We start from the raw sequence: 12,587 nt of genomic DNA on the forward strand, positions 1-12,587 counted from the left end.
GCTTGCTGCGCGCCTGCCGCCGCACTCAACCTTGCAGCGCGGTCTTGCCGCCTGGCCTGCCGCGTTTGGCCTTGGGCGGCACGCGTGGCGGCAAGGCCGACAACCGCATCATGTGGCGCAGCGCCATCATTGCGCCAATCGCTTCAAGCACGCCCGCCGGCACCCACATGATGAGACCGCCCAGGCTCTGGTCGAGCGCGGGCGGCAGCGACGTAAACGCGCGGCCGCAGAGCGTAAACACCGGATAGAGGTCATGCGAGGAGAACGTGATGATCGCGCCCACCAGAATCTGCGGCGTCATGGTGATGACCGGCGACAGAACACGCAGACCGGGCCGGGTACGGCTCGGCGGGCTGGGACGGTGGTCGAGCAGCATCCACCAGTACAGCAGGCCGCTTACCGCCACCGACCAGTTCATGAAGGTATAGATGCGCCAGTCCAGCATGGCGATGAACTGGATCGACGGAATCAGCCAGAACACCACGGAGACGACAAATGCAGCGGAGATAAAGGTGGGATGCAGCACGATCGCGGCAACCAGACGCACGGACCTGCGGCGTTGCCAGCGCCGCAGCGCACTACGCCAGCGCAGCGGCAAGCCGGCGCGCAAAGCGCTGCCCGGATAGGCGGCCATCAGGATCAGCGGCGCCAGGTGGTGCAACACCAGGTGCTGGAGCCGATGAACGAAGAACTGATGCTCGGCGTAATAGTCGAGCCGTGTGTGCAGCGCAATATAGAAGAGCCCGAGCCCGCTCCAGAACGCCACCCGCCGAACCACGCCGATACGAAGGCGGCGCGAGCCGCGCGCAAACAGCACGGCCACCGCGACGAAAACGGCGACGAGAGCAAACGACGGCTCCCATGGGTCAAGCAGGCGGATGAGCGGCATGGTGGATTCGACGGTAACCACAGGCCTGCACGTCCGGGCGGACGCGCAGCCTATGCAACGACCCACATGGTAACAAGGGTTCCGGCCCGAGTGCGCGCGCCGGGCACGGTCACTGCACTCGCGTGAACGGAGTCATGCCCGTCATGGTGGGCAGCACGAGCATGTCGTGCTGCCTGTCGTAGATGACGCTTTCGAGCCCGCCCGTCGCATTGACCTCCAGCACACCGTTGCGGTACGAGGCCGACGCCATCGCGCCCTTCATCCCGCCCGAGGTAGTGTTGGCGATGATAAAGCCGTCGTCATTACGGGAGATCTCGACACTTTCCCGGCCTTTGGTGCTCTGCCACTTGCCGATAAACTCGTCGCCTTCCTTGTTGCCGCACCCTGCCAGCGCGGCAAGCAGGATGGCAGCCAGCATCAAGGCATACGCGCGAATCATGTGACCCCTCCATTTATATAGTGGTTGGACCGCCGGACCTTGCGAAGGGGCGCAAGGTGGCGGCGATCGATTGTAGACACGATCGGGATAACGACAATCGGGTTAACGGCCGTTTGGCGCGCAACCTGAGGCTAGCGGCGCCAGCGGTTCGATACCGGCGCCGGCTTGCGGCTCTCCAGCCCCGCAGCCCTGCGTTGCCCGTCGAGCATTTCGTCGAGCCGGCGCGATTCCTTGTTGATGGAAAAGAGTTCCAGCAGGCAGGAGCCGATGAACAGCACAAAATTCAGGATCATCAACCCGATCACGACTTCGATCCAGTCAACCACAACAACCCCCATCGGCACTCGATTCTTCATTCAATGCATCTGCGCTGACTAAAACAATGAGCCATAAAAATGCCATACTCACGTTATTACTTCCCTAACCAGACAAGCACCCATCTTAAATGAAAAGCCAACTAGACAGATTTGTCTAAATTGGCTAAATCTTAAAATAATGTGAAATAATACCTAAATAGGCGTGAATGGCAAGGCGCAAGCTCGTAGACAGCTAGTGCTGCACTGAGTGTGTAGCCCGCGTAAGCTCCACGGGCTGTTGCACGAGCTTTTCCGCGCTGGCCTACCTGACGCCGTTGAGAGACTCAAGGGTATAAATCACATTGAAAACAATCAACAAAGTGAGCGAAATTCGTCACACGCGCGCGGCCGAGTCAATTGCGGTGATGAAATAAAAATGTCGTAAAAATTCGCGCCTGGCTCGCCTCTGACTACTCTGCGCGCTCACCCGCGCGGATCAGACGGAGTTGAATGTCTTCCTGGATTCGAGCCGTTCCCGCGGTTTTCGGGCAGCGCCGGCTGAGATGATTCAGGCCGTTGAGGCCATATATTGAACGACGGCAGCCCGGGGTTTCGACACCCCAGGCTGCCCTTGTCAGTCGTAGCGCACCGCTCAGAAGGCGCGCAAACACGTTCACGCGCCCCGGCGCGAATGCATTTGCCCTTACGCCGACGCCTAGAACGTGTGCCGTATACCCACACGCACCAGCGTCTGCGTATCGCCGGCCGACGAGATGCCGTTGGCCACGTCGCCGATCGAGGCCGTTGCGTTCACGATGTTGCCGTACTGGTCGAGCGTCTTGCCGCTCGCCTTCTGGTAGCCGAGCAGACCGTACAGCGCTGTGCGCTTGGACAGGAAGTAGAACGTCGACAGGTTGAACTGGTTGTACTTCGGACCCGACTGGCCCTGGATCGACGTGCCCGCCGTGTAGTCATAGCCTGCTGCCACGCGCAACTCCGGGTTGACCTGCCACGAGGCCGTCGCGCCCGCCGAGTTGAAGGTCTCCTTGCCCTTGAACAGCGAGAAGCTGCTCGCCTTGTACTGCGTGTTGCTGTACGACACGCCCAGCGTCACCGCCCCGATCAGGTACGTGCTCGACGCCGCGATGATCTGCATGTTCTGCGCCGTGGCGAAGCCCTGGTTGATCGACGACGAGAACGTGCCGTCATACGAGCTGGTCCACGTACCGCCGGTCGAGCCGTAGATATTGTTCGCCTGCAGGTAGGCCACGCCAAGCGCAAACGGACCGTGCGTGTACTGGCCACCCAGGCTCCACGTGCTCTCGTTCTTGAAGCTGCCCGCCTGGTTGCCGAAGCCGTACAGCGCGCCCAGTTGCAGGCCGCCGAACGACGGCGTCACATACTTGAGCGAGTTGTTCTCGCGCGACTGGTTGTCGATATTGTCGAGGTCACCCGGGTGCGCGGCCATGCCGGTCAGGAAGCTGGTCGGTCCGATCGAGCCGACGAAGTCGACGATCGGGTCGTACTGGCGGCCCATCGTCAAGGTACCGTACTTCGTGCTGGACAGGCCCATGAACGCCTGGCGGCCGAACTCGCGGCTGCTCTGCCCGAGCTGGCCGGTGCCGACGTTAAAGCCGTTTTCGAGCTGGAAAATCGCCGCCAGGCCGTCGCCCAGATCTTCCTTGCCCTTCAGGCCCCAGCGGCTGCCCGACCAGGTGCCGCTCGTGAAGGTGTAGTTCGACTTGCCGACCAGCACCGCGGGCGTGCCCACCTTGCCTGCCGTCTGCACGACCGCCTGGTTGCTGGTGTAACCCAGACCGGCGTCGACGATACCGTATAGCGTCACGCTCCCCTGAGCGTGGGCTGCTGCACAAAACCCGTTAAGGGCAACCAGAGCGAAAAGTGATTTTTTCATCATGTTAGGATTCCTATGTGTTAATAAAACCTCGACCGCCTTGTTCAAACACACTGCCTTGCTGATTCAGTGCCGCAACGCTCCGGGCCTGGCGTAAGCCGCCGGATTCAATCCGCCGCCACTACGGCCATGCCCTCCGCCGCCAGCCACTTCGCCACCGTCACCACCAGTTGATCGATGTCGTCAAACCCATGCGCGCCCTGCACATGGGGCGCGCCGCAGGAAGTAAACACCGGCTTGCCCCATTGCAGGCCGAGAGCCATCTCGGAGAGCGTGCCGAGCCCACCGCCCACTGCAATCAGGCAGATCGACGCGCGTGCAATCAGCGCATTGCGAGTAATCCCCAGCCCGGTCGGCAAGGCGACGGTGAGGTACGGGTTCGCCTGCGCCACATCCTCTTCAGGCAGCAATCCGATCACCACACCGCCGGCCGCTTTCGCGCCGCAAGCGGCCGCTTCCATCACGCCGCCTTTGCCGCCGCACAGCAGGGCCATGCCGGCGCCCGCCAATGCATAGGCCAGATTTCTCGCTGACGACAACTGCTCCGCGCTCGCCTCGCGTGGACCGATCAGGCCCACCGGCATGGCGTGGCGCTTGGGCCCCGTCTGCCGTGCGGCCAGTTTTTGCAGTGCCAGATAAGCCTGGTGTGACCAGTCAATCTCTACGTTGCCGTGCAAGGCATTCCCCCAGCGCAAGAACACAAGTACACCCGGCCATCAGCAGCAGTGACAGCGCTGCGGCCAGCGGAAAATCGGTCTGTCCGTCGGACAGCTTCAGATACATCAGGAGCGGCAAGATATTGATCTGCGTGCCGGCAAGCGCCAGCGCCGTGCCATAGGTGCCGAGTGCAATCGAAGTCACGAGGCACCAGGCCGAAGCGATCGAAGGCCACAGTTCGCGCAGCGCGACATCGAACACCGCCCGCAGCGGCGTAGCGCCCAAGGTCAGCGCGGCTTCGAGCGGCCGGCGGTCCAGGTTCGCGATGGCCGGATACAGCATCAACGCGACACGCGGGATCAGGTAATAGGCGTAGGCCACCACCAACCCTGCGCTCGTGTAGATCAATGAGCCCACGCTGGCCGGGTCGGCGCCCATCCGGGCAAGCAGGCTCGTCACGAAACCGGCGCGTCCGAACGCAAGGATGAAACCGTAGGCGATCACCAGCCCCGAGAACGCCAGTGGCACACCGAGCAAGGCGAGCAGCCAGCGGCGCCGTTCGGGTGACTGGTTGGCTAGCGCCATCGCCAGCGGCACGCCCACCATCAGCGAGACCGTACCGGCGCTGACCGCCAGCACCAGCGAATTCAGCAAGGCGCTCACCACCAGCGGATCCTGCGCGAGCCGCACGAACGCTGAACCGTGCTCGTCAGCCGCCGATACCAGCAACGCGCCGAGCGGCAACGCGAAAAACAGCGCGAGCAGCAGCCCCGCCGGTACGGTGCCGAAGCGCCGCACGAAGCCTGCGCCACCGGCCGGATTGGTTGACGATGCATCCATCGTGGCGTGCCCTCTGTTCAAGACTTACTTGGCGAGCGCGGCCTGCGCCCACAACTGGTCGACCTCGGCTTTCTTCGCGGCGGCCTTCACCACGTCGAGCGGATGCACCTGCGGCGCATCAGGCATCTTCGCGCGCATCTCCGGCGACAACGGCACGTCCGGCACGGCGGGACGCACATAGCCTTGCGCAAACAGCGCCTGACCAACGTCGCTCATGACCAGATTCAGCCAGAGTTGCGCGGCGTCCGGATTCGGCCCGTTCTTCACGAGGCTGATCGCATACGGCGCGGAGACACTGGCTTCCTTCGGAATCACCACTTCGGCGGCATCGCCCATACCGTCGGTGTATTTGGCCTTCAGTCCGTCGTTCTCATAGCCGATCAGGATCGGGATTTCGCCCTTGACGAACTTGGCGTAAGGCGTCGTACCTTCGACGCGCATCACGTTGCCGGCTTCGCGCAGCTTGCCGAAGAAGTCGGCACCGGGCTTCGGATTGTCCACGCTGCCGCCGAATGCATAGGCGGCGGCGAACACGTCCACCTGCCCCTGGCCGGTCGAACGCGGATCGAGATAGACCACGGAATTGCGGTACTCAGGCTTGAGCAGGTCGGCCCAGCCGGCCGGGACGTCCTTGACCAGTTTGCGGTTGACGAGGAACGCAATGTTCAGCGAATGAACCGTGAACCAGCGGCCGTCGGGGTCGCGAAAGACCGGCGGCAGCTTGTCGAAATTCACCGGCTTGAACGGCGCGACCACGTCCTTGTTGACCGCGTCGAGCGCCGAGCCCGCAAAGTAATACGCCGTGTCGGCCTGCGGGCGGCGGCGGGCCTTGTCGAGCGCGACCACGGTGGCGGCCGAGCCGATGTCGTTATAGGTAATCTCCACCTTCGGATAGCGCTTCCTGAACTCGGCGAACAGCGACTTCCAGTTGGCCCATTCCGGACCGGTATCGAACGACACGACAAGTCCTTCGTCCGCCGCCTTCTCATACAGCGCGTCTTCACCCGGATAAAGCGGCGCGGCCTGCGCGCTGCACGCACCGGCCAGCACTGTCATGGCACAGGCGAAACCGGCCGCGCGACGCACGCGCGACGAAAGACTAAACCACGGATTAAACCCTGCAAACATGGTGGTACTCCGTCAAACAAGATGAATGGACAATGTTCTGGTCAGGCGGACAACACGCGCAGATCCTCGGGAGCGATCGCAATCGCCTGTTCGGCGAGGCGCCGCCCTTCGCACAACAGCGGCGTCTGCGCGGAATCCGGCACGAAGTCGTAGCGGCAGGTCGCGCCGAAGTAGCGCACCTCGGTGCGCCGTCCGGCCAGCCGGTTGGGCGCATCGGCGGGGGGGTCGGGCTGCACGTGCTCGGGACGCACCAGCACGCTGACGCGATCACCGGGCCGGAACGACTGGGTGTCGGCGTACAGCACCGCAAACGACACGTCGACGGCGCCCGCGACAATCACCCGCCCCGGCATCACGCTCGAATGGCCCACGAAACGCGCCACCTGGGTCGACGCCGGCTGTGTATAGAGACGCTCGGGCGTATCGACCTGCAGGACGCGCCCAGCGTCGACCACGGCGACGCGGTCCGCCAGGCTAAGGGCCTCGTCCTGATCGTGCGTGACCAGCAGCGTAGTGGCGCCGCAGGCGCGCTGTAGCGAGCGGATCTCATCGCGCAGTTGCTGGCGAATCCCGGCATCGAGTGCGGCGAGCGGTTCGTCGAGCAGCAGAACCTTGGGTTCGATGGCAAGCGCGCGGGCCAGTGCCACGCGTTGTTGCTGGCCGCCGGACAGCACGGCCGGGTGGCGCTGCGCATGTTCGGCGAGGCCAACCCGTTCGAGCATCTCGAGCGCGCGGGCCCGGCGCTTGTCCTTGGCGACGCCGCGCATGCGCAAGCCATAAGCCACGTTGTCCACGACGCTCAGATGCGGGAACAGCGCATATTGCTGGAACACCATGCCGGTCTCGCGGCGCCACACCGGCACCCCGGCAACGTCGCGACCGTCGATGGCAATCTTGCCGCGATAACCGTTTAGCAGTCCTGCCGTGAGCCGCAGGATCGTCGACTTGCCGGAACCGCTGCGCCCCATTACCGCCAGCAACTCGCCGGGCGCGACCGTCAGCGTGACGGCCTCGATACCGTGCTGGGCACCGGGATAAGTGAAACTCACATTGTCGAAATGAAGACTCATTATTCTTACTTCAGCCGTTGAACCATGTTGACCGAGACCAGCGTCGCGATCACCGCGAGGCACAGCAGCACCACCGTGGCGGCGCAGGCCATGCCGGTTGCGCCGTAGAACGCCTGCAACAGCACCACTGGATAGTTGCGGTAGCGAAACCCGGCAATCAGATTGGAAACCTGGAACTCGCCGATCGAAAGCGCCGCCACCATCACGAGTCCCGAGAACAGGCTCTGTCTGAGATTGGGCAACACAACCGTGAGGAACTGGGAGAGCGGCGTCGCGCCGAGCGTGGCGGCACACGCCTCAAGCCGTTCGATGTCGAGATGGCGCAGGTCGCTGAGCAGCGTTTGCGTGAGATACGGCAGCGTCAATACCGTATGGGCGGCGATCAGCAGCGGCAACGAGCCGAGCCACGGCAGGGTGTCGCCGCTAAAGATCGCGATATAGCCGAAGCCGAGCGTGAGCGCAGGAACGCCCACCGGTAACAGCGCGATCAGGCGCGCAAGCGCCCCGCCGCCTGAACGCGAGCGGTAATGCAGCGCATACGCGAGCGGCAGGCCGATCACGGCGCTGGCGCAGCAGCAGGCGAGCGCGACCAGCAGACTCACGCCGAAGGCGCGGCGCAGGCTCGTGTTGGCGGCGAGATCCGCAAACCAGTGACCGGTGAAGCCGACCGGCAGCACGGTATTCGTCCACGTCTTGCCGAATGCACCAATCAGGAGCAACGCAATCGGCAGCAGCAGATAAATGGCAAACAGCACGACGACGATCTGCAGCGCGATGCGTCCGGCCGGCACGGCGCGCCAGGCGCCGCGACGAGCCGGAAGACGTGGCTGGAGAGCCGGTGCGGCGGGGGTGTGCATGCAAGCGTTCCTCGGGGGCAAACGGGACTGCGCCCGTTGTCAGGCAACGGCGCCGGGTTTCGAATTGCTTGCAAGTGTGCGGATACGACATGGCGTCGTCATGAAAAAAACGTACAAAACACGCATTGCGCTGTGCCGATCCGGAACAATTCGCGGAACGACTCGCGGAACAACTCGCTGGATCACCCGTGAAACAGCTCGCCCAATCCCTCGCGTAAAATTCGATGCCGCGCCGCCCATGAAACACCACTATCCCAACGTCGCAGAACTGCTCGCCTTCACGAGTTCGGCCAAACATCTGAGTTTTTCGCGGGCGGCACGCGCGCTCGGTCTCACGCCCAGCGCGGTGAGCCGGCAGATTGGCAGCCTCGAAGCGGCATTCGGCGTGCAACTGTTCATTCGCGACGGCCGCAACCTGCTGCTGACACGGGCCGGCACGCTGTATCTGTCGCGCGTGGCCGGGCCGTTGCGCGATATCGGCAACGCGTCGCTCGAATTGATGAGCGCGGCCGGACAGAGCGACCTGCTGACCATCGCCAGCGTGCCGACTTTCACGACCAAATGGCTGATTCCGCGCTTGCCGGACTTCCTCGCCAGCACGCCGGGCGTGACGATCAGCTTTTCCCGGCACCTCGCGCACGGCGACCCGTTTCCGCTCGATCTGGATGCAGCGATCCGTTATGGCGACGGCAACTGGGCCGGCGTGGAGTGCGACTACATCGATGGGCGCGTTTTCATGCTGGTTTGCTCACCTGAATATCAACGCCAGTATTCGCTGCGCAGCCTGCAGGACACGGCGAGTGCGCCGCGGCTGCTGCATGGGCAGGCGGAGCAGGTCTGGGCGCAGTGGGCCGACTTTTACGGTGTGCGCGACATGCACGCGCTCGGCGGCCCGCGCTTCGAGCAGTACTCGGTCCTGATCCAGGCGGCGCAAGCCGGTCTCGGGCTCGCGCTGGTGCCGGCCTTTCTGGTAGCGGACAATCTCGCGGCGGGTACGCTGATAGAACCCTTGACGGCGCCGCTCGAGGTCGATCATGGGCACTACCTCTGCTACTGCCCGGAGCGGCTGGAGGTGCGGCCGGCGCTGGTGCAGTTCCGGCGCTGGGTGCTGTCGCAGGTCAGGGGGCTCGACGCGAAGACAGGCGCGCGTCCTCCGCAGCCATTGAGCAGTCCTTTGAATATCGCAGGCTGACTGGCTTGCAGCGGTTGGCTGTTTTCGGCGCCGCTGCGGGTGCGCCAGCACCAGCGCAGCCAGCCGACCAACCCCAGCAAGGCGAGCCCCGCGCCGCCCAACACCGGCTCGCGCCACGCGAGCAAGGCAATGAAGGTGAACGCCCGTGCGCCGGCCAGCAGCGCGAAACCGGCGATCCCTGTGCTGAATGCGTCGAGGGCTTCGAGTAGGCGGGTAACAGCGAGCGTTACCGCGCAATCCGCGGCACGAGGCTCGTCATACATGATGTTCTCCTTGAATGCGATCAAGCCGCGCCAGGCGCAGCGTCGAGGAAACCGGTCACGGTCTGCAAGTGTCCGGCCATATCGACCACGCCGAAATCGGAACCCTTGACGATCGGCGTGCCGTCGGGCGTCACCAGTTCCCAGGAAAAACGCACACGGTTCGCGAAACCGTCGACATCCGTGGTGCGGCGGAAGGTATGGCGCGGGAAGCGTTCGTGGACCGCGCGAATCATCGCGTCGATCCCGTCGTGACCGTCACCTGACAGAAGCGGATCGAGATAGCTGCCGCTCGTGCTCCACGTCGCGGCAATCAGCTCGCGGCGGCTGGCCGCGTCGGCTTCGTTCCACGCGGCGAAATAACGGTCGATCAAATCGGTATTGGCGTTCATCGCAAACTCCTTCAGTGAATGGGATGAGCCGGACGCTCGGCAAACGGAGGGTTTGCGGCGGGCTCGGACTGAAGGATCGGCGATAAGGCGAGGCGGGTCGATTACGTCACAGGTAATGCAATTGTCTTGGGCGCCTGGTCAAAACCAGGCCCTCTCTCAGAAGTCCAGTTGATCGGGCAGAATCCCAAGCGCTGCCGCGATCTTCTCGCGCGATGACTTACGCAGTCGCTCGCTACCCTCCTGTTGAGCGTAAGCCGACTGGCTGATGCCGAGACGCTTTGCGACCTCAGCCTGCGTGAGCCCCAGATGCTCACGCCACGCACGTACCGGCGTGGCCCCGTCGACCGAACGGCTCACCACGTCATGGGGAATCAGGCCGCGTTGCGCGTTGTGCTCCGTCATATAGTCCGCGTAAGGAATGACCACGAAGGCGGGCTTCCCGTCCGGCCCGTTGATGACCTGAATGTTAGTAGGTGCGTTCATCGCGCTTCCTCACTTCTTCGATTTCGACGACCTTGATTGAGCCGTCCCAGTTAAACAGAACCCGGTAGTTGCCCACCCGCAGCCGGTAGCCATATTGGTGGTTTGTTAAGGCTTTGACGTTCTGACACTCGGGCATAGCCGTCAATGTGCCAACCCCGTCACGGATCGCAATCTGCTGCTGGCGATCCAGTTTGCGCAGTTGCCTAACTGCCTTTTGGGCCCAGTTTATCGCGGCCATCGCTTAAATTATAAGTTAAATATAAGTAATTTCAATCATATTTATAAGTTTAAGTGAAGCACGCAGTCACCCATCCTGAAAACATCCCATTACCCCCGAGGTAATGGAATCCCACCCCACCTTCGCTATGATCCCTCCATGAGCACCCTCTCCCCTCCCCAATCCGTCCCGCCGGGCAATCCGGCGGCCAGCCGCACGGTCGGCGAGTTGCTGCGCGACTGGCGGCAGCGGCGCCGGATGAGCCAGTTGCTGCTCGCTGCGGAAGCCGACATCTCGACGCGGCATCTCAGCTTCGTCGAATCGGGCCGCGCGCTGCCTAGCCGCGAAATGGTGATGCACCTGGCCGAACGCCTCGACGTCCCGCTGCGCGCCCGCAACGCGCTGCTGGTTGCGGCCGGCTACGCGCCGCTCTTCCGCGAGCGCCCCTTGACCGACCCGCAACTCACCGCCGCCCGCGAAGCAGTGGAACTGGTGCTAAAGGGTCACGAGCCTTACCCGGCGCTGGCGATAGACCGGCATTGGACCATCGTCGCCGCCAACCGCGCGCTGGCGCCGCTCGTCGGCGCCGCGAGCGCGAGCCTGCTGGAACCGCCGGTCAACGCACTGCGCCTGAGCCTGCATCCGCAAGGACTCGCACCATCCATCGTCAACTGGCATGCCTGGCGCGAACATGTGCTGGCGCGGCTGCAACGGCAGATCGAGGTCAGCGCCGACGACACGCTCGCCACCCTGCGCGACGAACTGGCCGCCTACCCGGCCCCGCCCGGCGCGTCCGACGCGCGCACAAACGCGGACAACAGCGCCACGCTCAACCAGATCGCCGTCCCGCTGCGCTTGCGTACGGCGCTCGGCGTGTTGTCGTTCTTCAGTACAACGACCGTATTCGGCACGCCCGTCGACGTCACGCTCTCCGAACTTGCCATCGAAGCGTTCTTCCCCGCGGACCAGCAGACGGCCACCGCCTTGCGCAACTACGCCGAACAGCAGGCGTCACAAGCTTCAGGCAGCACCGGCTAAAGCGCGCCGCCGCCCCGCAAGCGCCCCCCTGCTCCGCTAACATGCAAGGTCAACCCGCACGGAGACATCCGCATGGAGCGCAACCCGCTGATCCGCCAACTCGAACCTGCCGACCGTGACGCCTTCTTCCAGTTACGCCTGCGTGGCCTGCTGGCCCACCCCGAGTCGTTCGGTCAGAGCCACCAGGAAGCGCTCGAGAGGGGGCCAGGTCATTACGATGCGATCTTGCAAGGCGCCCGCGCCGCTGACGGCGATTTCGTGCTGGGCGCGTTCGCCGCGGCGGGCGAGCCGCTGATCGGCATGGTCACGCTACTGCGCGCCCAGCGCGAAAAGGAACGGCACAAGGCAGCGGTAAACGGCATGTATGTCGCCCAGGAAGCCGCAGGACGCGGCGCGGGACGCGCGCTGCTCGTCGAACTGCTGGCGCGGGCCGAACGGGTCGAGGGCTTGCGGCAAATCCAGCTCGTGGTCAACAGCCGCAACGAAGCGGCGAGCCATCTCTATGAATCGCTCGGATTTCGCCGCTACGGCCGCGAAGTCGGCGGCCTCTGTGTCGACGGGGTCTTTTACGACGCGGACCTGATGGCCCTGTTCATTTGAAGACCTGCGCGGGCCGGGCATCGTCCCGGCGCCCCCGTGCTCCGCTCTCCCGCCACAGCGCGGCGACACGGTAGCGGGATCACACAAATAGCACCCTGCCAACGAGCGAACCGACGTGTTCTGACAACACGCGGCAGTTGATTATCCAATTGGCATAAAGCTGTAATATTGATTCGTATAATACGCGCGTCGTGTCAGGCGGATTTCAAAGCCGGCACGCGCTCCCGGCTGCGTCAGCCGGCCCCTCTCCCTGCCCTCGTCTGCGCCCCAGTTTTCAGGGCTGCCTTCGTACCGGTCGGACCAGGCGGCGCCAC

General features: G+C 63.8%; 15 protein-coding genes. 3 read left to right on the forward strand and 12 right to left on the reverse strand.

Annotated features, from left to right (window positions below; translation table 11 throughout):
• Positions 1-25: 25 nt before the first annotated feature.
• From FFS45_RS00620 to FFS45_RS00660, 9 genes are all read right to left on the reverse strand, one after another.
• Entirely contained in the window at positions 26-889 is an 864-nt protein-coding gene (locus FFS45_RS00620) for a cytochrome c oxidase assembly protein (RefSeq protein WP_137952756.1), read from the reverse strand.
• 109 nt (positions 890-998) lie between these two features.
• Entirely contained in the window at positions 999-1,328 is a 330-nt protein-coding gene (locus FFS45_RS00625) for a hypothetical protein (protein WP_137952757.1), read from the reverse strand.
• Between the two features lie 131 nt (positions 1,329-1,459).
• Complete coding sequence (locus FFS45_RS00630) at positions 1,460-1,684, reverse strand: hypothetical protein (protein WP_137952758.1); 225 nt, start codon at positions 1,682-1,684, stop codon at positions 1,460-1,462.
• Between the two features lie 655 nt (positions 1,685-2,339).
• Positions 2,340-3,539 (reverse strand): porin, encoded by a 1,200-nt coding sequence (locus FFS45_RS00635; RefSeq protein ID WP_137953071.1) that lies wholly within the window; start codon positions 3,537-3,539, stop codon positions 2,340-2,342.
• Between the two features lie 107 nt (positions 3,540-3,646).
• Positions 3,647-4,123, reverse strand: coding sequence for a TIGR00725 family protein (locus tag FFS45_RS00640; protein WP_137953072.1), 477 nt, complete (start codon positions 4,121-4,123; stop codon positions 3,647-3,649).
• Positions 4,124-4,193: 70 nt separating this feature from the next.
• Positions 4,194-5,036 (reverse strand): ABC transporter permease subunit, encoded by an 843-nt coding sequence (locus FFS45_RS00645; RefSeq protein WP_137952759.1) that lies wholly within the window; start codon positions 5,034-5,036, stop codon positions 4,194-4,196.
• A 24-nt stretch (positions 5,037-5,060) separates the two neighbouring features.
• Positions 5,061-6,092: an extracellular solute-binding protein gene (locus tag FFS45_RS00650; RefSeq protein ID WP_249362546.1), complete on the reverse strand. Its 1,032-nt coding sequence runs from the start codon at positions 6,090-6,092 to the stop codon at positions 5,061-5,063.
• A 113-nt stretch (positions 6,093-6,205) separates the two neighbouring features.
• A complete protein-coding gene (locus FFS45_RS00655; protein ID WP_137952761.1) occupies positions 6,206-7,234 on the reverse strand; it encodes an ABC transporter ATP-binding protein in 1,029 nt (342 codons plus the stop codon).
• A gap of 5 nt (positions 7,235-7,239) precedes the next feature.
• Complete coding sequence (locus tag FFS45_RS00660; RefSeq protein WP_137952762.1) at positions 7,240-8,091, reverse strand: ABC transporter permease subunit; 852 nt, start codon at positions 8,089-8,091, stop codon at positions 7,240-7,242.
• A 238-nt stretch (positions 8,092-8,329) separates the two neighbouring features.
• On the opposite strand from FFS45_RS00660, the gene FFS45_RS00665 reads away from it, so the two are divergent.
• Positions 8,330-9,283: a LysR substrate-binding domain-containing protein gene (locus FFS45_RS00665; RefSeq protein ID WP_137952763.1), complete on the forward strand. Its 954-nt coding sequence runs from the start codon at positions 8,330-8,332 to the stop codon at positions 9,281-9,283.
• 283 nt (positions 9,284-9,566) lie between these two features.
• On the opposite strand, the gene FFS45_RS00675 is transcribed toward FFS45_RS00665, so the two are convergent.
• The 3 genes from FFS45_RS00675 to FFS45_RS00685 all read right to left on the reverse strand — a co-directional run bounded on the left by FFS45_RS00675 (position 9,567) and on the right by FFS45_RS00685 (position 10,656).
• Entirely contained in the window at positions 9,567-9,935 is a 369-nt protein-coding gene (locus FFS45_RS00675) for a nuclear transport factor 2 family protein (protein WP_137952764.1), read from the reverse strand.
• 156 nt (positions 9,936-10,091) lie between these two features.
• Complete coding sequence (locus tag FFS45_RS00680) at positions 10,092-10,418, reverse strand: helix-turn-helix transcriptional regulator (protein ID WP_137952765.1); 327 nt, start codon at positions 10,416-10,418, stop codon at positions 10,092-10,094.
• Positions 10,402-10,656 (reverse strand): type II toxin-antitoxin system RelE/ParE family toxin, encoded by a 255-nt coding sequence (locus tag FFS45_RS00685; protein ID WP_137952766.1) that lies wholly within the window; start codon positions 10,654-10,656, stop codon positions 10,402-10,404. Before FFS45_RS00685 ends, FFS45_RS00680 begins: the two co-directional genes overlap by 17 nt.
• A gap of 138 nt (positions 10,657-10,794) precedes the next feature.
• Between FFS45_RS00685 and FFS45_RS00690 the strand changes: the two genes are divergently transcribed.
• Positions 10,795-11,673 (forward strand): helix-turn-helix transcriptional regulator, encoded by an 879-nt coding sequence (locus tag FFS45_RS00690; protein ID WP_137952767.1) that lies wholly within the window; start codon positions 10,795-10,797, stop codon positions 11,671-11,673.
• 72 nt (positions 11,674-11,745) lie between these two features.
• The gene (locus FFS45_RS00695) at positions 11,746-12,273 is read left to right on the forward strand and encodes a GNAT family protein (protein WP_137952768.1); all 528 of its coding nucleotides are present in this window, start codon (positions 11,746-11,748) and stop codon (positions 12,271-12,273) included.
• Positions 12,274-12,587 lie beyond the last annotated feature (314 nt).

The sequence above is a fragment of the Burkholderia sp. 4M9327F10 genome (genome assembly GCF_005503145.1).
GTDB lineage: Bacteria > Pseudomonadota > Gammaproteobacteria > Burkholderiales > Burkholderiaceae > Paraburkholderia.